This is a genomic window from Streptomyces sp. NBC_00876, from assembly GCF_045207435.1.
Lineage (GTDB): Bacteria > Actinomycetota > Actinomycetes > Streptomycetales > Streptomycetaceae > Streptomyces.
Genome location: NZ_CP108800.1, coordinates 6,012,837 through 6,035,041, shown reverse-complemented (window position 1 = coordinate 6,035,041; position 22,205 = coordinate 6,012,837). Strand labels below are relative to the sequence as shown.

Below are 22,205 nucleotides of genomic sequence, written 5' to 3'. Positions count from 1 at the left end.
GTACCAACTCCTGCCTCCGCCCATGGCGTTGCCGAGGGTGCGTCAACGGTCCAGGTTAGTGGGCCGCATCCGTTTCGGCGGCAGGCATCCGCCCTTCCAGTACCGCCTTCAGCCCGTCCGTCAGATCCTGTGCCGAGGGCGCCGATTCGCTGTCCATCAGCCACTGGACCATGACGCCCGCGAGCAGCGCCTGGCAGAAGAGTCCGGCCACCCGCGCCCGCTCGGGGTCGGTCTCGGAGTCGATGCCCAGCATGTTCTCGGCGAGCCCGTTGCGGCCCTCGCGCTGGGGGCCCGCCAGGGCCTTCTTCAGCTCGGGGTCGGAGTCGATCCTGGAGATGACCTCCATCTGGAGCTGCCAGACGGCACGGGTCTGCTCGTAGCTGCCGATCACCCGCTCCCAGGTCTCCCGGAACTGGTCGAGCGGCGCCGCGGGCACGTCGCCGGCGACATCCGCCGCCTCGTCGCCCTCCTTGGTCAGCACATCGCCCCAGTCCTCCGTCACCTTGAGGAAGGCGAGGTTGAGCAGGGCCTCCTTGGAGCCGTAGTGGTAGCCGATGGAGGCGAGGTTCGTCCCCGACGCCGCCACGATGTCGCGCGCCGTGGTCCGGGCGTACCCCTTCTCCAGCAGGCAGCGCTTGGCGCCCTCGAGCAGATCCTCACGATGTCCCATGACAGCAGCGTACCCGGCATGTGGACGTTTGTGTAAGACGCACGTCTACATACCGGGTACGGCAGAGCAGGGGCGGGGATCCCAGCAGTGCGGACCCCCTCCACGGGGCCTCAGTCGGTCAGGTTCACCGAGCGGGCCGAGGCCGCGCCGATCTCCGAGGAGATCTCGGCCAGCACCGACGCCGGGACGTCGTCGTCGACGGTGAGGACGACCAGCGCCTCGCCACCCACGGCGGCGCGGGACACCTGCATGCCCGCGATGTTCAGCCCGGCCTCGCCGAGGATCTTGCCGACCGCGCCGACGACGCCGGGGCGGTCGTCGTAGCGCAGCACGACCATGTGGTCGGCGAGCGCCAGGTCCACATCGTGCTCGCCGATCGCGACGATCTTCTGAAGGTGCTTGGGGCCGGCCAGCGTGCCGGAGACCGCGACCTCCTCGCCGCTGGAGAGCGTGCCGCGGACGGTGACCACGTTGCGGTGGTCGGGCGACTCGGAGCTGGTGGTGAGGCGGACCTCGACACCGCGCTCCTGCGCGAACAGCGGGGCGTTCACGTACGACACGGTCTCGTCGACGACGTCCTCGAAGACACCCTTGAGCGCGGAGAGTTCGAGCACCTTCACGTCGTGCTGGGTGATCTCGCCGTACACCTCGACGTCGAGGCGGGCCGCGACCTCGCCCGCGAGCGCGGTGAAGATCCGGCCGAGCTTCTCGGCGAGCGGCAGTCCGGGACGGACGTCCTCGGCGATGACACCGCCCTGGACGTTGACCGCGTCCGGCACGAGCTCACCGGCGAGGGCGAGGCGGACGGACTTGGCGACCGCGATGCCCGCCTTCTCCTGGGCCTCGTCCGTGGAGGCGCCGAGGTGCGGGGTGCAGACGACCTGGTCGAACTGGAACAGCGGGGAGTCCGTGCAGGGCTCCTTGGTGTACACGTCGAGACCGGCGCCGGCGACGCGGCCCTCCTTGAGGGCGGAGGCGAGCGCCTCCTCGTCGACGATGCCACCGCGTGCGGCGTTGACGATGCGCACCGAGGGCTTCACCTTGTGCAGCGCCTCGTCGCCGATCAGGCCGAGCGTCTCCGGGGTCTTGGGGAGGTGCACGGTGATGAAGTCGGAGACCTCGAGGAGCTCGTCCAGCGAGAGGAGCTTGACACCCATCTGCGCGGCCCGCGCGGGCTGGACGTAGGGGTCGTACGCGACGATCTTCATGCCGAAGGCCGACATGCGCTGGGCGACCAGGACGCCGATGCGGCCGAGTCCGACGACACCGAGGGTCTTCTCGCTCAGCTCGACGCCGGTGTACTTGGAGCGCTTCCACTCGCCGTTCTTGAGGGCGGTGTTGGCCTGGGGGATGTTGCGCGCGGTGGCGACGAGCAGACCGCAGGCCAGCTCGGCGGCGGTGACGATGTTGGAGGTCGGTGCGTTCACGACCATCACGCCGGCCTTGGTGGCCGAGGAGACATCGACGTTGTCCAGACCGACGCCCGCGCGGGCGACCACGCGCAGCTTCTTCGCGGCGGCGATGGCCTCGGCGTCGACCTTGGTGGCGGAGCGCACCAGGATGGCGTCGACATCGGCGATCGCGGGGAGGAGTTCGGCGCGGTCCGCGCCGTTGCAGTGCCGGATCTCGAAGTCCGGGCCCAGGGCGTCCACCGTTGCGGGCGACAGCTCTTCAGCGATGAGTACGACAGGTTTCGAGCTCACGTGAGTCCTCACAGATCCAGTGCGGACGGCCGTCCCGACGGCCGCAGGCGGTGGAGGGGCTTGCCGCGTGGAAGACGCACGACACTGTGGGCCTGACGCGTGTATGTGTGGAGAAGTGTAGTCATGCGCGAGGACGCATATTGCGCCCCGTTGGAAGGATCACCCACATGAGGCTGGACGACTTGTACACACGTACGACGCCGCCTCTTCCAGCGGTGAAGCAGGGCGGATGCCCGAAGGGGCGGGTCCGGGGACCCGCCCCTTCGGGCATCGGTGTTACGCGTCCTCGTCGTTGACCCAGCTCATGAGCTTGCGCAGCTCACGGCCGGTGGTCTCCAGCAGGTGGTCGCTGTCGGCCTTCTTGTACTCGTTGTACTTGGGCAGACCGTTGTGGTACTCGGCCATCCAGGCGTTGGCGAAGGTGCCGTCCTGGATCTCGGTGAGGACCTTCTTCATCTCGGCCTTGGTGGCGTCCGTGATGATCCGCGGGCCGGTGACGTAGTCGCCCCACTCGGCGGTCTCCGAGATGGACCAGCGCATCTTCTCCAGGCCGCCCTCGTACATGAGGTCCACGATGAGCTTCAGCTCGTGGAGGCACTCGAAGTACGCGATCTCCGGCTGGTAGCCGGCCTCGGTCAGGGTCTCGAAACCGGCCTTGACCAGGGCGGCGGTGCCACCGCAGAGGACGGCCTGCTCGCCGAAGAGGTCGGTCTCGGTCTCCTCGGTGAAGGTCGTCTTGATGACGCCGGCGCGGGTGCCGCCGATGCCCTTGGCGTACGAGAGGGCGAGCTCCAGGCCCTTGCCCGTGGCGTCCTGCTCGACGGCCACGATGCACGGAACGCCGCGGCCCTCCTCGTACTGGCGGCGGACCAGGTGACCCGGGCCCTTCGGGGCGACCATGCAGACGTCGACGCCGGCCGGCGGCTTGATGAAGCCGAAGCGGATGTTCAGGCCGTGGCCGAAGAACAGCGCGTCGCCGTCCTTGAGGTTGTCCTTGACGGACTCCTCGTAGACCTGGGCCTGGATCGGGTCCGGCACCAGGATCATGATGACGTCGGCCTCGGCGGCGGCCTCGGACGGGGTCACCACGCGCAGGCCCTGCTCCTCGGCCTTGGCCTTGGACTTGGAGCCCTCGTGCAGACCGACACGGACGTCGACACCCGAGTCGCGCAGCGACAGCGCGTGGGCGTGGCCCTGGCTGCCGTAGCCGAGGACCGCGACCTTGCGGCCCTGGATGATGGACAGGTCGGCATCGTCGTCGTAGAACAGCTCGGCCACTGGGTCTTCTCCTTGGTGTGCAGGTGTTGCGTCCCACCGTACGGCGGGGTGCGTCAGTTACGTTTTCGGGTCTCGCCATACGAGCGGCGCGGCGGACCCGGAATGATTACGCCGTGCGGTCGAGGGCGCGCAGCGACCGGTCGGTGATCGAGCGCGCGCCACGTCCTATGGCGATGGTGCCGGACTGGACGAGCTCCTTGATGCCGAACTGCTCCAGCATCTTGAGCATCGCCTCCAGCTTGTCGGCGCCTCCGGTGGCCTCGATCGTGACGGCCTCCGGGGAGACGTCCACGGTCTTGGCGCGGAACAGCTGGACGATCTCGACGATCTGGGAGCGGGTCTCGTTGTCGGCGCGGACCTTCACCAGGACGAGCTCACGCTGGATCGCAGCGGACGGCTCGAGTTCGACGATCTTCAGGACGTTGACCAGCTTGTTGAGCTGCTTGGTCACCTGCTCCAGGGGCAGGCCCTCGACATTCACGACGATGGTGATGCGGGAGATGTCGGGGTGTTCGGTGGTACCGACCGCGAGCGAGTCGATGTTGAAGCCGCGGCGGGAGAACAGAGCGGTGATCCGGGCGAGGACACCGGGCTTGTTCTCGACCAGGACGGAGAGCGTGTGCTTGGTGGACATGTGAGTCGGTCTCTCTCTGTCTCTCAGTCGTCTTCGTTGTCGCCGAAGTCGGGGCGGACACCGCGGGCTGCCATGACCTCGTCGTTGGACGTGCCGGCGGCGACCATCGGCCACACCATGGCGTCCTCGTGGACGATGAAGTCGATGACGACCGGCCGGTCGTTGATCGCGTTGGCCTCGGCGATGACCTTGTCCAGGTCGGCCGGGTCCTCGCAGCGGATCGCGTAACAGCCCATGGCCTCGGACAGCTTGACGAAGTCCGGCACCCGGGTGCCCTTGGCCGGGACGCCGTCGGTGTCGGCACCGGTGTGCAGCACGGTGTTGGAGTACCGCTGGTTGTAGAACAGGGTCTGCCACTGGCGGACCATCCCGAGGGCGCCGTTGTTGATGATCGCGACCTTGACCGGGATGTTGTTCAGCGCGCAGGTGGTGAGCTCCTGATTGGTCATCTGGAAGCAGCCGTCACCGTCGATCGCCCAGACCGTGCGGTCCGGCATGCCGGCCTTGGCGCCCATCGCGGCCGGGACCGCGTAGCCCATGGTGCCCGCGCCGCCGGAGTTCAGCCACGTGGCGGGCTGCTCGTACTGGATGAAGTGCGAGGCCCACATCTGGTGCTGGCCGACACCCGCCGCGAAGATCGTGTCCGGCGGGGCCAGTTCACCGATGCGCTGGATGACCTGCTGCGGCGAGAGGCTGCCGTCCTCCGGCAGGTCGTAGCCGACCGGGTAGGTCTCGCGCCACCGGTTGAGGTCCTTCCACCAGGCGGCGTAGTCGCCGGTGTGGCCCTCGGTGTGCTCGGCCTGGACCGCCTGGACGAGGTCGGCGATGACCTCGCGGGCGTCCCCGACGATCGGCACGTCGGCCGCGCGGTTCTTGCCGATCTCCGCCGGGTCGATGTCGGCGTGGACGATCTTGGCGTACGGGGCGAAGCTGTCCAGCTTGCCGGTGACCCGGTCGTCGAAGCGGGCGCCGAGGGCGACGATCAGGTCGGCCTTCTGCAGCGCGGTGACGGCGGTGACCGATCCATGCATACCGGGCATTCCCACGTGCAGCGGGTGGCTGTCGGGGAAGGAGCCGAGCGCCATCAGCGTGGTGGTGACGGGCGCTCCGGTGAGCTCGGCCAGCACCTTCAGTTCGGCGGTGGCCCCGGCCTTCATGACGCCGCCGCCCACATACAGCACCGGGCGCTTGGCCTGGGTGATGAGCTTGGCGGCCTCACGGATCTGCTTGGCGTGCGGCTTGGTGACCGGGCGGTAGCCGGGCAGGTCCATGGACGGCGGCCAGCTGAAGGTGGTCTTCGACTGGAGGGCGTCCTTGGCGATGTCGACGAGGACCGGGCCCGGACGGCCGGTGGAGGCGATGTGGAAGGCCTCCGCGATCGTGTGCGCGATGTCCTCGGCGCGGGTGACCAGGAAGTTGTGCTTGGTGATCGGCATCGTGATGCCGCAGATGTCGGCTTCCTGGAAGGCGTCCGTACCGATGGCGCCGGAGGCCACCTGGCCGGTGATCGCGACCATGGGCACGGAGTCCATGGCCGCGTCGGCGATCGGGGTGACCAGGTTGGTGGCGCCCGGCCCGGAGGTGACCATGCAGACCCCGACCTTGCCGGTGGCCTGCGCATAACCGGTGGCCGCGTGACCCGCGCCCTGCTCGTGGCGGACCAGGATGTGGCGGACCCGGGTGGAGTCCATCAGCGGGTCGTACGCCGGCAGGATGCAGCCGCCGGGGAGTCCGAATACGGTGTCGGCCCCGACTTCCTCGAGAGAGCGGATGAGCGACTGCGCGCCCGTGAGGTGCTCAACGGAGGCGGAGGACGATCCGCCGTTACGGGCCCGCGGCTGGGGATGGTGGGCCCCGGTGGCCTGCTCGGTCATCGGCATTCTCTTCTCGAAGCTGAGGGTTTTTGCGAGTGTTTTACGACGGTTTGCGTGGTGCCGGTGCAACAAAAAACCCCTCGTGCCGTGAGGCAAGCGAGGGGAGCGCGCCGGTGCGGTCTGCAGAGTGTCATCGAGGAACTCTGCTTCAGCCGACGCGCTTTCCAAGTACGAGAATTCGGGTGCGCATGGCATTGACCCTCTCTCCGGGGCACTCGACGTGTCAAGTGGGTGGGACAGGCGTCTCACCATGTGATCCGGTCAGGAGGGGGATCGAGCCGCCCGCCAGGACCGGCTGAGCGGCCGGACTGCCGGGTACCGGGAACTCGCCGCGGGTGAGGGCGCGGCGCAGCCGGTACTCGTCCAGCGGCCCGGAGAAGGCCATTCCCTGGCCGTGCGTACAGCCCATGGCGCGCAGGGCGAGGACCTGTTCCGGTACGTCGACGCCGTCGGCCACGGACTGCATGCCGAGGTCGCAGGCGATCCGCAGCAGCCCGCTGGTGATCTTGTGCAGCCGGGCGGACTCGACGACGCCCTCGACCAGGCCGCGGTCCAGTTTCAGTACGTCGATGGGGAGCCGGCGCAGGGCGTTGATCGCGGCGTACCCGCTGCCGAAGCCGTCGAGCGCGATCCGCACACCCAGGCGGCGCAGCGCGACCAGGCGCTGTTCGAGTTCGTCGAAGGAGACCCTCGGGTCGCTGTCGGAGACCTCGATCATCAGGGCGCCGGACGGCAGGCCGTACCGGGTGAGCAGCGCCTCCACGGAACCGAACGGCACCCCCTTGTCGAGCAGCCTGCGGGCGGAGAGCCGGACGGCGACGGAGACCTGGTGCCCGGCCCTGGCCCGGTCGGCGGCCTGCTCGACGGCCTCCTCGAGGAGCCAGCGGCCCAGCTCGGCGGTGCGGTCGCTGTCCTCGGCGATGCGGAGGAATTCGGCGGGGGTGAAGAGGATGCCCTGGGCGGAGCGCCAGCGGGCCTGTGCGGCGACGGCCGCGACCGTACCGCTGGCCAGGTGGACCACGGGCTGGTGGAGCAGTGCGAACTCGCCGTCGCGCAGGGCGGTGCGCAGCCGGGCCGCCAGCTCGGAGCGGCGGACCACCTCGGCCTGCATCTGCGGGGCGTACAGCTCGACGCGGTCCTTGCCGCCGGCCTTGGCGCGGTACATGGCGAGGTCGGCGTTGCGCATGAGGTCGTTGGGCGTGATGCCCGGCTCGGCGAAGGCGACACCGATGGACGCGGTGACCCGGACCTCGCCGGCCCCGATGCCGTAGGGCTCGGAGAGGGTCAGGCGCAGCCGGTCGGCGATCTCGTGGACCTGGTACTCGCGGGCGTTCTGGTCGCGGCTGCCGTCTCCGACGATGAGGGCCGCGAACTCGTCGCCCCCGAGGCGGGCGGCGGTGTCCCCTGCCCGTACGGAGTCCTGGAGGCGGCGGGCGGCCTGGATCAGCAGCTCGTCGCCCGCCTGGTGGCCCAGCCGGTCGTTGGCGGCCTTGAATCCGTCGAGGTCGATGAAGAGCACGGCGGTGCCCGCGTCGCCCGCGCGGCGGCCGCCGAGGGCCTGGCGGACCCGGCCGGTGAAGAGCGCCCGGTTGGGCAGGTCGGTGAGCGGGTCGTGCTCCGCGTTGTGCTGCAACTGGGCCTGTAGCCGGACCCGTTCGGTCACGTCGCGGCTGTTGAGGATCAGGCCGCCCTGGTGGCGGTTGACGGTGGACTCGACGTTCAGCCAGTCGCCGGTGCCGGACCGGAAGCGGCATTCGATGCGGGTGGTGGGTTCCTCGCCGGGCGGGGCGGCGAGGAACCGCCGCACTTCGTGGACCACCCGGCCCAGGTCCTCGGGATGGATGATCGAGGCGAGCTCGGCGCCGATCAGGTCGTCCGCCTCGCGTCCGTAGACACCGGCGGCTGCGGGGCTGACGTAGCGCAGTATGCCGGTCGGGGCGGCGATCATGATGACGTCGCTGGAGCCCTGGACCAGCGAGCGGAAGTGGTTCTCCTTCTGGGCCAGTTCCTGGGTGAGGGCGATGTTGTCGACGAGCATGATGCCCTGGCGGACGACCAGCGCGAGCACCACGGCGCACCCGGTGAAGACCACGACGCGGTCGACCCGGCGGCCCTCGATGACGTTGTACAGGATGCCCAGGGTGCAGACGGCGGCGGCGAGATAGGGCGTCAGCGCGGCCAGCGAACCGGCGATGGGCCGGCTGGTGGTGCGTGGCTCGGCGGCCCGCTGCTGGACAGCGTTGCCCTCGTCCCGGCCGGCGCCCCAGGGCGCGTACGCCAGGAGCAGCGATCCGGCGAACCAGCCGGCGTCGAGCAACTGGCCGGAGTGGTAGGTCTGTCGCAGCAGCGGCGAGGTGAACAGGGCGTCGCACAGGACGGTGAGCGCCAGCGCGGCGATGGCGGTGTTCACCGCGGCGCGGTTGACGCTGGCCCGCCGGAAGTGCAGCGCGAGCACCATGGAGACCAGCACGATGTCGAGCAGCGGATAGGCCAGCGAGAGCGCGGCACGGGCCACGCTGACCCCCTCGACGTCCGCCATGTGCGCGGTGTGGGCGAGGGCGAGGCTCCAGGAGAGGGTGAGGAGCGATCCGCCGATCAGCCAGGAGTCGAGGACCAGACAGACCCACCCGGCCCGGGTGACGGGGCGCTTGGCGAGGACGAGCAGCCCGACGATGGCGGGCGGCGCGAAGCAGAGGTAGAACAGGTCGGCGAGGGAGGGGCTGGGCACCGGGATCCCGCGGACGAACTCGTACCAGCCCCATACCCCGTTGCCCCCCGCGGCCATCAGCGAGGAGAGCGAGAACAGCAGCCAGGCCGGCCGGTATCTGTTGTCCGCGGAGCGTGCGAACAGGAAGCAGGAGACGGCGGCGACCAGGGCGGCGGCGCTGAGGCCGAAATCCCCCATGAACAGCGCCGCCTGCCGCGATCCCCAGCCCGCGGCCGCGCCCACCGCGTATCCGGCGCAGACGATGCCGAGGAGGAGCTGCGGCACCAGCGCGGGCGTCCGGCCCACCGCCGGCTGCCGGCTCAGGACCGCTCCGCGGGTGCTCGCCGGGGCGCTCACCGGGGTGCCCCCGAGGTCGCCGGACGGCCGCTCGGCCGGAGCGCCCGCCGCGCCGCCGGCCGCCGGCCGCCCCGCCGTGTCGGATCGTTCGCCCATCGGCCGTACATCGCCCATCGCCCCCCTCGCGTGTGGCTTCTTCCCCGGCGCCGTCCCTTCCACGGCGCAGCCCCCCTTTCGGGACGATACACCAGACTCGTCACACAGGGACATAGTTCCTCTACTCTCCGTGACGATCTGCCCAGTTGTCGGCACGGAGTGGAACGGAGTGTGCCCGCAGCGTGATCAGCCGGTGGTGCGTACGACGTTCCGTACCGGCTCGCCCGCGGCGAAGCGGCTGAGCTGTCCGGCGAGCAGACGCTTGGCGCGAGGCAGGAACGCCGAGGTGCTGCCGCCGACATGCGGAGTGATCAGGACGTTCGGAGCATGCCAGAGGGAATGGCCGGAAGGGAGCGGTTCCGGGTCGGTGACATCGAGGGCGGCACGCAGCCGGCCGGACTCGAGCTCGGACAACAGGGCCTTGGTGTCGACGACTCCGCCCCGTGCGACGTTAACCAGCAGGGCGCCGTCGGGCATCGCCGCGAGGAAGTCCGCGCCGACCAGCCCCTGCGTGGAGGCGTTCAGCGGGGTGGACAGAATGACGACGTCGGCCTCGGGCAGCAGGGCCGGCAGGTCGTCGAGTGTGTGCACGGGACCGCGTGCGGTTGTCCGGGCGGAGCGCGCGACGCGCGCCACCCGCGCGCACTCGAACGGTGCGAGCCGGTCCTCGATGGCGGAGCCGATCGATCCGTACCCCACGATCAGCACGGACTTGTCGGCGAGAGCAGGGTAGAAGCCGGAACGCCACTCCTCCTTGTCCTGGCCGCGCACGAACCCGGGGAACCCGCGCAGGGAGGCCAGGATCAGCGCGAGGGTGAGCTCGGCGGTGGACGCCTCGTGAACGCCCTTGGCGTTGCACAGCCGCACGCCCGCGGGCAGCCTGCCGAGCCCCGGCTCGACGTGGTCGATGCCGGCCGAGAGCGTCTGCACGACCCGTACCGCGCTCATCGCGCCGAGCGGGCGGATCGCGATCTCCACTCCCTTCATGTAGGGAACGACGTAGAAGGCGCAGTCCGCGGGGTCGGCGGGGTAGTCCTGCGTCCCGTCCCAGAAACGGTAGTTGAGACCCTCGGGGAGTCCTTCGATCTCGTCGGCCGGGATCGGCAGCCAGGCGTCGGGGGGCGTGGTGGGCGTCGTGGAGGAAGTCATGGCCAGGAGGCTATGCGAAGGCGGCCGGGGCGCAGAGGTTAGCTTTGGGTGTGCGGTGCGGTCCGTGCCGGCGAAACCGGTCCCGCCGGCGGGACCGAGGGAGGGTTCGGGGAGTTGGAGCGCAGGAGTCTCGGTGCGGCGGCGCTCGCCGTGGGGGCGGTCGGTCTCGGCTGCATGCCGATGAGCTGGGCGTACAGCGCCTCGCAGCAGCGTGGTGACCGTGCGCTGCGTGCGGTGCACGCCGCGCTCGACGCGGGCGTCGAACTGCTCGACACCGCCGACATGTACGGCCCGTTCACCAATGAGCTGCTGGTGGGACGGGCCCTGAAGGGGCGCCGTGCGGACGCCTTCCTCTCCACCAAGTGCGGGCTGCTGGTGGGCGATCAGCACATCGTGGCCAACGGCAGGCCGGGCTATGTGCGAAGGGCCTGCGACGCTTCGCTGCGGCGGCTGCAGACCGATGTGATCGACCTCTACCAGCTGCACCGGGCCGATCCCGAGATACCCGTCGAGGAGACGTGGGGCGCGATGGCGGAGCTGGTGACCGCGGGGAAGGTGCGGGCGCTGGGACTCTGCGCGGTCGGGGCCCGGGCCGCACGCCGGCCGGGTGCCCGCATGCATGACGGAACGATCCGGCAGCTGGAGCGGGTGCAGCAGGTCTTTCCGGTGAGCGCGGTGCAGGCGGAGCTCTCGGTGTGGTCACCGCAGGCACTGGAATCGCTGCTTCCGTGGTGTGCGGCGCGGGGTGTGGGGGTCATTGCGGCCATGCCTCTGGGCAACGGCTATCTGACGGGGACGCTGACGCCGGGGCAGGGGTTCGAGCCGGAGGATCTGCGGGCCAGGCATCCGCGGTTCACCGCCGAGATGATGGCGGCGAACCAGCCGGTGGTGGTGGGGCTGCGGCGGATCGCGGAGCGGCATGGGGCGACGCCCGCCCAGGTGGCGCTGGCCTGGGTGCTGGAGCAGGGGCCGCAGGTCGTTCCGGTGCCGGGGACCAAGCAGGAGCGCTGGGCGGTCGAGAACGCGGGTGCTGCCGGGCTGGTGCTGACGGCGCAGGACCTGGCGGAGATCGACCGGCTGCCGGCGGCACGGGAGTCCTGGGACTGACCACCGGGCCGTCCGTCGGCGGCCCGGCACCGGCCGCCGCGCGACAAAGCTGCGGACATCGGGAACCCTGAGCGGGGCTGCGGTGTAAGAACAGTAGTCAGACGGCCGTCGAAGGGATCGGTGCTGTGCGCGGTGCGGTGTTCGGATCTGAGCAGGACCCGGTGGGGCGTCGCGCGACGCCTTCCCGGGGTCGTCGGGGTGCGCGGCGGGGTGCGGTGGCCGTACTGGCGGCCGGCGCCCTGATGCTCACCGCGGGGTGCTCCTCCCAGGAGGGTGCGGAGAGCTCCGCGGGCCAGGGGGCGAGATCGCCGGCCGGTTCGCCCACGGCCCCGTCGGGGCAGACCGCCTCGCCGTCCGCGTCCGCTTCGCCGTCGGCCTCGCGTCCCGCGGCCGGTCTGCCGCCCGCGAAGGGCTCGGCGAAGGTCGTGTCGACGCTCACGGAGGGCCTGAACTCGCCGTGGGGCCTCGCGGAGCTGCCGGACGGCGACCTGCTGGTGAGCTCGCGCGACAAGGGCACGATCACCCGGATCGACGCGAAGAGCGGGAAGAAGAAACTGCTGGGCACCGTGCCCGGAGTGGCGCCGGACGGCGAGGGCGGGCTGCTCGGCATCGCCCTCTCCCCCGATTTCGCCACGGACCACCTGGTCTACGCGTACTTCACCACCGCGTCGGACAACCGCATCGCCCGCATGATCTACGACGAGGACGGGCAGACCCCCGGCCAGCTGCTCGGCGCTCCGGACACGATTCTGCGGGGCATCCCCAAGGGTTCCATCCACAACGGCGGGCGGATCGCCTTCGGCCCGGACCGCATGCTGTACGCGGGCACGGGCGAGACGGGCGACGGCGGCCTGGCTCAGGACAAGAAGTCGCTCGCGGGCAAGATCCTGCGGATGACTCCGGACGGTGAGCCGCTGCACGGCAATCCGCAGGCCGACTCCGTCGTGTACTCCTACGGTCACCGCAATGTCGAGGGGCTCGCCTGGGACGGGGACAAGCAACTGTGGGCGTCCGAATTCGGCCAGGACACCTGGGACGAGCTGAACCGGATCGTGCCGGGCGGGAACTACGGCTGGCCGGAGGCCGAGGGCAAGGCGGGCGAGACCGGTTTCATCGATCCCGTGGCACAGTGGAAGACGTCCGAGGCGTCGCCGAGCGGCATCGCCTTCGTCAAGGGTTCGATCTGGATGGCCGGTCTGCGCGGTGAGCGGCTCTGGCGGATTCCGCTGTCCGGTACGCCGGACAAGGAACCTCTGGCGGCCCCCCAGGCGTTCCTGGAAGGGAAGTACGGCCGTCTGCGCACCGTACTCGCGGCGGGCGGCAACAAGCTCTGGCTCGTGACGAGCGAGACGGATTCGCGAGGCACCCCGAAGCCGGGGGACGACAGGATCCTGGTCGTCGAGGTGCGGTAGCGGCTACAGCAGGCGGAAGGGTGCGCGGCCCGTGTTCAATTTCTTCGAGGAACTCTTCGCACCCGGCCGCAAGCACACGGCCGAGGAACAGAAGCGGCTGGAGCTGACCCGGGTGGACCTGGGCGTCGGCGACCCCGCCCGCGGCCCGATCGACCTCACCTCGGGCAAGGTCGTGGTCCGCCGCCCGGACGCCGGGGACGGGGACCCGGACGCCTCCGGGGACGAGGACGCGCCCGTGTGACGCCCGGGGCCGCCTGGCCGCGCTGCCCCGGGTAGCGGGTCAGGAGCTCTTCGGCATGCGGTAGAGGCGCAGCCTGTGGGCGAGTGCGGCCGCCTCGCCCCGGCCGGTGACGCCGAGTTTGGCGAGGATGTTGGAGACGTGCACGCTCGCGGTCTTGGGTGAGATGTAGAGCTCCTCGGCGATCCTCCGGTTGGTGAAACCGGCGGCGACGAGCCGGTGCACGTCCTGTTCGCGCCGGGTCAGCCCGAACGATTCCACGGCGGCGGCAGCCGCGGCCCGGAGCTGTTCCCCGGAGTGGTCCGGGCCCGCCGGTTCATGGCCGGTGTCCGCGACCACGACGGCCGTCAAGATCGCGTCACCCGGACCCGGGGCGGAGCCCTGGGAGGCCTCGCGCCCGGTGAGGGTGATGCGGGCGCGGCCGGCCAGCAGCTCGATGGTCTCGGTCAGGGGACGCGCCCCCAGACGCAGGGCGGCGCCATGTGCGTCGCGCAGCAGCGGGGTGGCCGCCGCGCGGTCACCGGCGGTGACGAGGAGGGCCTCCGCCCAGCGGTGGTGGATCTGGGCCAGTTCGTACGGGCGGTGCAGCGGGGTGAACGCTCCGGCGGCGCGCGACCAGTGCTCGGGGGTGTCGAGCCCTTCGGCCCTGGCCAGTTCGGCGTCTATCAGCAGACTGTAGGCAGCCCATACGGGGACGAGCGTCGGCAGCCGCTTGAGGTGGCTCCGGACGAGCTCGAGGATGGCCGGCCGGCCCGGTTCGGCGGCGGGCAGTCCCCGGGCATCGGCCTCGGCCGCCGCGACGACGTGCAGCATCGGGAAGGCGTACCGCTGGGTGCCGGTCGGGAAGCCCAGCCCGGCCTGGAGCTCGAACGCCGCACGGGCCTCGGTGAGGTTCCCCTGCTGCACGGCGATGATGATGGCGTGGCGGAGTGGGTTGATCGAATGCTGCGGCTGCGGGTCACTGGATCCGAAGCTCCGCCTGGTCAGGGCCAGTTGCTGTTCGGCCTCGGCGAGGTCACCGCGTGCCAGGGCGACTTCGGTGCGGCGTGCGGCGACCAGCCCCTGGGACTTGCGGGACAGCGCCTTGCGGGCGGCGGCCTCGGTGGTGGCCAGGGACTCGTCCCAGTGCCCCAGGGAGAACAGCGACATCGCCTGGTTGGTACGGACCCAGGCCTCCATGTCCGCGACACCGTGGTTGTGGCAGACGTCGATGCCGTGGTCGGCGGCGGCCACGGCCTCCAGCGAACGGCCCATGGCTTCGAGGGTGGAGGGGAGGTTGATGCCGGCGCGGCCCATGATGCCGACGAGGCCCAGTTCATCGGCGCGGTCCCGGACGGCGTACATCTCGGCGATGCCCTCGTCGACGGCTCCGGCGTCGGCGTTCAGCCAGCCCCGGGTGAGCCGTGCGTGCAGCTCGATGTACTCGTCGCCGACCAGCCGGGCGTACTCCACGGCCCGGTCGGCGGCGGCCAGGGTGTCGGCACCGGGGCGGTGCAGGGCGCCCCAGCCGGCCACGCTCATCAGCACGTCCGCGTGCACGGCCGACGGGGGCAGGCCGCGCACCAGCTCCTCGGCCGTGGCCAGTTCCTCCCAGCCGTCGCCCCGGGTGAGGTCCTGGGTCAGCCGGGAGCGCTGGACCCAGAACCAGGCGGCGCGCAGGGCGTCGTCCACGTCTTGAAGGATGCGCAGGGCCTTCTTGCAGATGGCGAAGGCCCGTTCGCGTTCACCGCCGAAGCGGGCGGCGACGGTGGCTTCGGCCATCAGGTCGAGGTAGCTCAGCGGGGCGGATCCGTCGCGCCCGCAGGCCGGATAGACCTCCGCGTAGTCGATGGGGCGCAGCGTGGCACGTATCGCCTCGGGGGCGTCGTCCCACAGCTCCATCGCCCTTTCCAGCAACCGCAGTTGTTCGGCGTAGGCGTTGCGGTGGCGGGCCTCCACCGATGCTTTCAGTACGGCGGGCAGGGCCTTGGCCGGATCATGTGCTCCGTACCAGTAGCTGGCCAGGCGCGTGGCGCGTTCCCCGTCCCGGACGAGGGTGGGGTCGGCCTCCAGGGCCTGGGCGTAGCGGCGGTTGAGCCGGGAGCGTTCGCCGGGCAGCAGGTCGTCGCTGACCGCTTCCCGGACCAGGGAGTGCCGGAAGCGGTAGCCGTTGCCCTCCGGGGTGGTGAGCAGGAGATTGGCGCCGACGGCTCCCCGCAGGGCTTCGATGAGATCGTCCTCGCCGAGGCCCGCGACGGCGGCGAGGAGTTCGTACTCCACGGCGGAGCCGCCTTCGGCGATGATGCGGGCGACTCGCTGGGCGTCGTCGGAGAGCGCCTCGACGCGGACGAGGAGGAGATCGCGCAGGGAGCCGGGGAGTCCGGTCCCGTCGCCGCACTCCAGGCTGCAGGCGAGCTCCTCGACGAAGAAGGCGTTGCCGTCGGAGCGCTCGAATATCTCGTCCACCAGGGCGGGTTCGGGGGTGTCCGCGAGGATGCCGACGAGCTGGCGGCGGACCTCGGCCCGGTTGAAGCGGGCGAGCTCGATACGGCGGACGGTGCGGACCCGGTCCAGTTCGGCGAGGAGGGGGCGCAGCGGGTGGCGGCGGTGGATGTCGTCGGCCCGGTAGGTGCCGATCACGACGAGCCGGCCGCTGCGCAGCGTACGGAACAGGTAGGCGAGCAGGTGCCGGGTCGAGGAGTCGGCCCAGTGCAGGTCCTCCAGGACGAGTACGACCGTGCGGTCGGCGGAGATCCGCTCCAGCAGCCTCGCGGTGAGCTCGAAGAGCCGGGCGGTGCCGTGCTCGTCGGCCGCGTCCCGGCCCGTCGCGCCGAGTTCGGGCAGCAGCCGGGCCAGTTCGCCCTCCTGGCCCGCGCAGGCCGCGGCCATCTCGTCGGGCAGGATGCCGCGCAGGGCGCGCAGGGCGGTGGAGAAGGGTGCGTAGGGCAGGCCGTCGGCGCCGATCTCGACGCAGCCGCCGACGGCGACGACGGCCTCGCGGCGGACCGCCACCGCGAGGAACTCCTCGACGAGGCGGGTCTTGCCGACGCCCGCCTCGCCACCGATGAGCAGCGCCTGCGGCTCCCCGGCGAAACCGCCGGACGGGCCGGCGGTTTCGGCGGTGGTGCGGGCGAGCGCATCGGTGAGCGCGGCGAGTTCACCTGCGCGGCCGACGAACACGGGACTGACTGACCTGGTCTCCACGTCGCCGAGCATCGCACACGGGTCCGACAGAGCGGACCCGGGAAGCCGGCCGGTCACTGTCGTCCGGCCCTTACGCGGCGTGCGCGAACCGCTCCCGGTCCGTGTCCGCACTCACCGTCCTCTCGCCTTCCTTGCGTGCGGAACCGCGGGCGGCCCGATGGGCCCGCCTGGCCTCGCGGACGAGCCGTGCGTTGTCCGCGCGACGGATGAGTTCGGCTTCCATGATCTTGTGGAGCTCCAGCTCGTACATGTGATTCCCCCTGGGGACCGGCCCGTTGGGCCTCGGTGGCGGCAGTGCTTCTGCCGTGCCACCACTCTCGTCCCCCAGGGGGTGGTGCCGCATCGGGCGGGTTGCGCATCTGTGGCGGGCCGGGTGCCTTAGGGAGGTGCTTACGTCACCGCACGAGGCCGGTCACCGCGCCGTACATGCCTTAGACGCCGCCGCGGGGCGACGTACGGAACGCGGATTCCTGGCGACGCGACGGTGCAAGGCCTGCCGGGAGGGGCACTAGCCGGCCGGAGTTCCCGCGGTCGGCAGGGCGACGACGAGATCGAAGTACATGGCCACGGCGATCAGCACGCCCAGGGTGCCCAGCGCGATTCCGCCCTTGGCGACCGCGCGGATCCAGCCGGGCTGCGGGTGGGCGGACGGGGCGCCGAACGCCGGCCGGACCAGGACATAGACGCCGACGAGCAGCGCGACCAGTCCGAAGAGGCCGTTGACCAGTGCGGTGGCGTGCCATGCGTCGCCGTAGATCTCGGAGATCTGCTGTGCGGCGGAACCGCCGGAGGAGGTCTTGATCTGCCCGATCAGCGTTTCGCGCTCGGCCGCGACGCGGCCGCTCCAGGCCCCGCTGAGCGAGACGACGCCGAGTCCGACGGAGACGACGGCCGCGGCGGCGGTGGCGAGGCCGGAGGACTCCTTGTCCGACTCGTCGTCGTCCAGATCCAGGTCGAGGTCGAGGTCCTGCTCCGGGTCGCGGTCGAGGTCCCGCTCCGCGCCGGCGCCGGACTCCGGACCCGCCTCGTCGGGCTTCGCCGTCGAGCCCTTGGCCACGGCGGTGTCGGTGATGGTCTTCTTCTCGCCCTCGTCCTCGGCGACGGGAACAGTGGGAGCAGTGGGAGCGGTGGGAGTCGTGGGGTTCATCTGCCGCACGCTAGGCGCGGCAGATGAGAGCCTTCTTAACGCCCCGCCCCGACCGGATCTCCGAGTCGCGTCTCACACCGTCCGGCGCGGCTCCGCGTCGGTCAGTGGACGCGCTGCGCGGCCGGTGCGGGCTCGTCGTCCTCGCTCGCGCAGGCCGCCGGGATCTCCGCACGCGGCGCCCCGCAGTCGGGCGGCTCGATGCTCAGGCGCGGCAGCCGCCGGTCCAGCCAGCCGGGCAGCCACCAGTTCGCCCCGCCCAGCAGATGCATCAGGGCCGGAACCAGCAGGGTGCGCAGGACGAAGGCGTCCAGGGCCACGGCGGCGGCCAGGGCGATGCCGAACATGGCGATGACCCGGTCACCGCTGAGGACGAAGGCGAGGAAGACCGAGATCATGATCACCGCAGCCGAGTTGATCACCCGGCTGGTCTCCGCGAGACCGACCCGGACCGCCCGCCGGTTGTCGCGGGTCTCCAGCCACTCCTCGTACATCCGGCCCACCAGGAACACCTGGTAGTCCATGGAGAGGCCGAAGAGCACGGACACCATGATCACCGGCAGGAAGGGTTCGATGGGCCCCGCGCTGCCGAGACCCAGCAGGTCGCTGCCCCACCCCCACTGGAAGACCGCGACGACGGCGCCGAACGAGGAGGCGACCGCCGCGACGTTCATCGCGGCCGCCTTCAGCGGGATGCCGATGGACCGGAAGGCCATCAGCAGGAGCAGACAGCCGAGCCCGATGACGACGCCGATGAAGAGGGGGAGCTTGCCGATGATGATCTGCGCGAAGTCGTCGTAGCTGGCCGTCACACCGCCCACATGGGCCTGGAGCGAGGTGTTCTCGGACGCCTTCGGCAGGACGTCCGTACGCAGCCGGTCGACGAGCTCGCTGGTCTGGCGGGACTGCGGGGCCGAGTCCGGGACGACGGTGACGTACGCGGTGTCGCCGCTGGAGTTGTACGTCACCGGGTAGGCCCGGGCTACCCCGTCGGTGGCCCGCAGCGTCGCGGGGAGCGCGTCCATCGCGAGCCGGTCGTCGGCGCCGTCGAGCTGCGCGGCGACGGTCAGCGGGCCGTTGACGCCGGGGCCGAATCCCTCGGCCAGCAGGTCGTACGCCTGCCGGGTGGTCGAGGACTTCGCGTTGTTGCCCTGGTCGGAGCTGCCCAGGTGGAGCGAGAAGGTGGGGAGCGCCAGGACCAGCATCACCGCCGCGGCGAGGGCGCCGAGCAGCTTGGGGTGGCGCTCGACGAAGGCGGACCAGCGGGCGGCGAAGCCGGTGGGCGGTTCGGGCTGCGGGCCGTGGGCGGCCAGCCGGGCGCGCTCGCGCCGGCTCAGTGCCCGCATGCCGATGAGGGACAGCAGCGCGGGCAGCAGGGTGACGGAGGCCGCGACGGTCAGCACGACGGTGAGCGAGGCGGCGATGGCGACGCCGTTGAGGAAGCTCAGCCGCAGGATCAGCATGCCGAGCAGGGCGATGCAGACGGTGGCCCCGGCGAAGACGACGGCCCGTCCGGTCGTGGCGACCGCGTGCTGCGCGGCCTCCGGTACGGTCATGCCGCGCCGCAGCCCCCTGCGGTGCCGGGTGACGATGAAGAGGGCGTAGTCGATGCCGACACCGAGCCCCACCAGCATGCCCAGCATGGGTGCGAAGTCGGCGACGGTCATCACGTGTCCGAGCAGCACGATGCCCGCGTACGCCGTTCCGACCGAGACGAGCGCGGTGGCGATGGGCAGCATGCTGGCGGCGAGCGAGCCGAAGGCGAGGAAGAGCACGACGGCGGCGACGACGACCCCGATGGCCTCGCTGAGGTGCACGGCGGGCGCTTCGGTGAGGGCGACGGCGGAGCCGCCCAGCTCGACCCGGAGGTGTTCGCCCTCGGCGGCCTTCGCGGTGTCCACGACCGCCCGCGCCTGTTCCACCGGTACGTCGTCGGCCTGCTGGTCGAAGGTGACGGTGGCGTAGGCGGTGTGCCCGTCCGCGCTGATCTGTCCGGCCCCGGCCCCCGTGTACGGCCCGCTGACGGCTCCGACGCCGGGCAGCCGCTCGACGGTGTGCAGGGTGTGGGTCATCCTCTGCTCGACGTCGGTGGCGCGGACGGTGGAGTCGTCGGTGTGCCAGACGATGGTGTCGGTGTCGCCGCCGAGATCCGTGAAGCCGCTCTTCAGCAGCTCGGCCGCCCGGCCGGACTCGGTGCCGGGTGCCTCGTAGTCGTTGGAGTAGGCGGAACCCGCGAACCCCGCGGCGGCGGCCGTGCCACCGAGGGCGAGCAGCCAGATGAGGACGGCGAGGAGACGGTGCGTGATGCACCAGCGGGCGACGGCAGCCAAGGGACATGCTCCCTGCGGGTTCGTGGTCTCCGTGGCGGTTCAGCAGAACCGTCCGCAGGAGAACGCATGACCTGAGAACCGTCACTCTGACAGTCATCTGTGATCCTTTGCCCGTTTCGTGGGCTTACTCACAGCGGTCGGATCCACATATGGGCGACATCGGCACCGCCGTACGGCAGAGGGTACGCACGGCGCGGGGACGGTCGCACGGCCCCGGCCGGCCCGCGCTCCCCCGGCGCGACGCACGGCTCGCGCGGAGGCCGTACCTGGTCACGTTGACCGCCGAAGCGCTGTCCCCGCTATCTTATGTACCGTCAATTACCGCCCTGGGGGGATCAGTTGAACAGTGCGTCGCACCACATCGGACCGGATGCGGCTCCGGACAGATACCGCCTGCTCAATTCCATCGGACGGGGCGGCGAGGCCGTTCTCTACCGGGCGGAAATAGAGCTCGACGGAGCGCCCGAGACCGTGGTCGTGAAGGTCCTGGACTCGAAGACCACGATCACCATCGAGCAGTTCCGGCGGCTCAGCACCAAATGGCAGGAGCAGGCGGAGCTGCTGCGGTTCGTGAACCGGCCGGGTGTCGTCGGCGTGCGCGAGCACTTCGAGGGCCCTCCGATCCACGGGGCCGGGGACGCATCGACCGCTGCCGGACGGGCCTTGGTCCTGGTCATGAACCATGTGGCCGGTCTCGACCTGCGGGACTGGCGCGCCGAGCGGACCCTCGCCTCCCATGCCGAGCGCCGCGAGGTGTTACGGACGCTGGAACAGCTCGCGGACGTCCTGGACTGGCTGCACTCGGGCCGGGCGACACCGTCCGGGCGCACCGTCGTGCACGGCGACCTGTCCCCCGGCAACGTCATGGTCGACGAGCACGGCCAGGCGACCCTGGTGGACTTCGGGCTGAGCAAGCTGACCGCGGACCACCAGACGGCGGAGGTGTGGTTCACTCCCGGCTACGCCGCCCCCGAGGTCTTCGAGGGCAAGCGGACGCCGGACACCGACCGGTACGCGTTCGGCGCGATCGCCTACTTCCTGCTCAGCGGCCAGGCCCCGCCCAGCACCCCCGAGCAGCTGCGCGCCGCTCTGCGCGCCCTCCCCCAGGTGGCCGCCGCGACTCCGGAGCGCTGCGAGCGCATCCTGTCCGTATGCGCGGCCGAACCGGACGACCGGCCGGAGAGCCTGTCCGCGTGGGTGAAGGACGTCCGCTCGGCCGTGGTGTCGACCACGGTCACCGGATCCTCGGCGCGCGACGCGGTAGGGGGGCCGGCGGCGAGCGGGGAGTCCGTACGGGACACCCCACCGGCTGTCGCTCCCGCCCTCATACCCCCTCCGCCACTGCTCCCGCCGCCGGGAGGTTTTGCCGCCGCTCCCCCTCCGGCGCCCAGCACGCCGCCCCCGGCGGCGGCGGACAGCCCTCAGTCCGTCTTCCCGCCACCGATCACCGCCTCGTCGGACCCGGGGGTGTCGCTGCCCTCGACGGTGAATCCCGACACCGCTACGGCGGCCTTCGCCTCTCCGGGCCTCTCCCCGGAACCGGACCTCCCCCGCCAGACCCTGCACACTCCGCCGTCTGCGCCGCCTGCGCCGCCTGCGCCGAAGAAGAAGCGCCGACTGCTGAAGATCGCACTGCCTGTGGTGGCTGCGATGCTCTGCGCCGGGCTGGGTGCGTGGGGTGTGCTGGCGCTGCAGGACAAGAGCGACGAGGGCGACAAGGGCTCGGGCGCCACCAGCACCCGGCCGTCGCTCACGCCCACCCCTTCGGCAACCGGGCAGGAAACCCCCGGCGCCCCGGCGGACACACCCGTCGGGGAGCCCGGCACCGAGGACGACGACCTGTCGTCCACGTCCCCGGAAGCGTCGACGCCCGGCTCCGTGGAGGACGTCTCGCAGGTCTCACTGACCACGATGAGCACGGTGACCGATCCCCAGTCGTTCACGGTGGGTTCCGCGAAGCTCAACACGCAGGTGCACAACGATGCCTTCGTGGCCACGCCGGACTGCAACACGAATCCGTACATGGAGTTCGACCTCGGCCGGGCCTGGACGACGTTCGAGCTGACGGCGGGAGTCGACGACGGCTCGAACTACGAATCAGGCCGGCTGACCATCAAGGTCGACGACACGACCCTGTGGGTGGGCACTCTGGAGCTGGGCAAGCCCCAGAAGCTGTCCCTGAAGGTGAAGAACGCGTTGCGCCTGCGCATCAGCATCGACAAGAACTGTTACGGCGCGAACCTCGCCCTCGGCACCCCCATGCTGAAGCGCTAGCGGTTCAGCAACGCCGAAGGGCGGTGCACCCGGTGGGAAACCGGATGCA

Annotated in this window: 15 protein-coding genes; 4 read left to right on the top strand and 11 right to left on the bottom strand. The window is 71.0% G+C overall.

Annotation, left to right across the window (positions count from 1 at the left end; all coding sequences use genetic code 11):
* Positions 1-55: 55 nt before the first annotated feature.
* The 7 genes from OG782_RS26695 to OG782_RS26665 all read right to left on the bottom strand — a co-directional run bounded on the left by OG782_RS26695 (position 56) and on the right by OG782_RS26665 (position 10,468).
* Positions 56-670, bottom strand: a complete 615-nt coding sequence (locus tag OG782_RS26695; protein ID WP_406455101.1) for a TetR/AcrR family transcriptional regulator — start codon at positions 668-670, stop codon at positions 56-58.
* A gap of 110 nt (positions 671-780) precedes the next feature.
* The gene (gene serA / locus OG782_RS26690) at positions 781-2,373 is read right to left on the bottom strand and encodes a phosphoglycerate dehydrogenase (RefSeq protein WP_406455099.1); all 1,593 of its coding nucleotides are present in this window, start codon (positions 2,371-2,373) and stop codon (positions 781-783) included.
* A 276-nt stretch (positions 2,374-2,649) separates the two neighbouring features.
* The gene (ilvC, locus tag OG782_RS26685) at positions 2,650-3,651 is read right to left on the bottom strand and encodes a ketol-acid reductoisomerase (RefSeq protein WP_406455097.1); all 1,002 of its coding nucleotides are present in this window, start codon (positions 3,649-3,651) and stop codon (positions 2,650-2,652) included.
* Between the two features lie 106 nt (positions 3,652-3,757).
* Positions 3,758-4,285 (bottom strand): acetolactate synthase small subunit, encoded by a 528-nt coding sequence (gene ilvN / locus OG782_RS26680; RefSeq protein WP_104789338.1) that lies wholly within the window; start codon positions 4,283-4,285, stop codon positions 3,758-3,760.
* 23 nt (positions 4,286-4,308) lie between these two features.
* The gene (locus tag OG782_RS26675) at positions 4,309-6,165 is read right to left on the bottom strand and encodes an acetolactate synthase large subunit (RefSeq protein ID WP_406455094.1); all 1,857 of its coding nucleotides are present in this window, start codon (positions 6,163-6,165) and stop codon (positions 4,309-4,311) included.
* 217 nt (positions 6,166-6,382) lie between these two features.
* Positions 6,383-9,319, bottom strand: coding sequence for a putative bifunctional diguanylate cyclase/phosphodiesterase (locus tag OG782_RS26670; RefSeq protein WP_406455092.1), 2,937 nt, complete (start codon positions 9,317-9,319; stop codon positions 6,383-6,385).
* A 186-nt stretch (positions 9,320-9,505) separates the two neighbouring features.
* Positions 9,506-10,468, bottom strand: coding sequence for a 2-hydroxyacid dehydrogenase (locus OG782_RS26665; protein WP_406455090.1), 963 nt, complete (start codon positions 10,466-10,468; stop codon positions 9,506-9,508).
* Between the two features lie 150 nt (positions 10,469-10,618).
* Here OG782_RS26665 and OG782_RS26660 point away from each other — a divergent pair, with 150 nt between their 5' ends.
* The 3 genes from OG782_RS26660 (at position 10,619) to OG782_RS26650 (ending at position 13,228) form a co-directional block, all read left to right on the top strand.
* The gene (locus tag OG782_RS26660) at positions 10,619-11,575 is read left to right on the top strand and encodes an aldo/keto reductase (RefSeq protein ID WP_406459296.1); all 957 of its coding nucleotides are present in this window, start codon (positions 10,619-10,621) and stop codon (positions 11,573-11,575) included.
* Between the two features lie 215 nt (positions 11,576-11,790).
* The gene (locus tag OG782_RS26655) at positions 11,791-12,987 is read left to right on the top strand and encodes a PQQ-dependent sugar dehydrogenase (RefSeq protein ID WP_406455088.1); all 1,197 of its coding nucleotides are present in this window, start codon (positions 11,791-11,793) and stop codon (positions 12,985-12,987) included.
* Positions 12,988-13,018: 31 nt separating this feature from the next.
* On the top strand, positions 13,019-13,228 hold the full coding sequence (locus OG782_RS26650) for a DUF6191 domain-containing protein (RefSeq protein ID WP_406455086.1): 210 nt from the start codon (positions 13,019-13,021) through the stop codon (positions 13,226-13,228).
* Between the two features lie 39 nt (positions 13,229-13,267).
* On the opposite strand, the gene OG782_RS26645 is transcribed toward OG782_RS26650, so the two are convergent.
* The 4 genes from OG782_RS26645 to OG782_RS26630 form a co-directional block, all read right to left on the bottom strand.
* The gene (locus OG782_RS26645) at positions 13,268-16,420 is read right to left on the bottom strand and encodes an AAA family ATPase (protein WP_406455084.1); all 3,153 of its coding nucleotides are present in this window, start codon (positions 16,418-16,420) and stop codon (positions 13,268-13,270) included.
* Between the two features lie 58 nt (positions 16,421-16,478).
* Positions 16,479-16,658, bottom strand: a complete 180-nt coding sequence (locus tag OG782_RS26640; RefSeq protein WP_406455082.1) for a hypothetical protein — start codon at positions 16,656-16,658, stop codon at positions 16,479-16,481.
* A gap of 258 nt (positions 16,659-16,916) precedes the next feature.
* Complete coding sequence (locus tag OG782_RS26635; protein WP_406455080.1) at positions 16,917-17,555, bottom strand: hypothetical protein; 639 nt, start codon at positions 17,553-17,555, stop codon at positions 16,917-16,919.
* Positions 17,556-17,656: 101 nt separating this feature from the next.
* Complete coding sequence (locus OG782_RS26630; protein ID WP_406455078.1) at positions 17,657-19,882, bottom strand: MMPL family transporter; 2,226 nt, start codon at positions 19,880-19,882, stop codon at positions 17,657-17,659.
* 339 nt (positions 19,883-20,221) lie between these two features.
* Here OG782_RS26630 and OG782_RS26625 point away from each other — a divergent pair, with 339 nt between their 5' ends.
* On the top strand, positions 20,222-22,156 hold the full coding sequence (locus OG782_RS26625; protein WP_406455076.1) for a protein kinase domain-containing protein: 1,935 nt from the start codon (positions 20,222-20,224) through the stop codon (positions 22,154-22,156).
* Positions 22,157-22,205 lie beyond the last annotated feature (49 nt).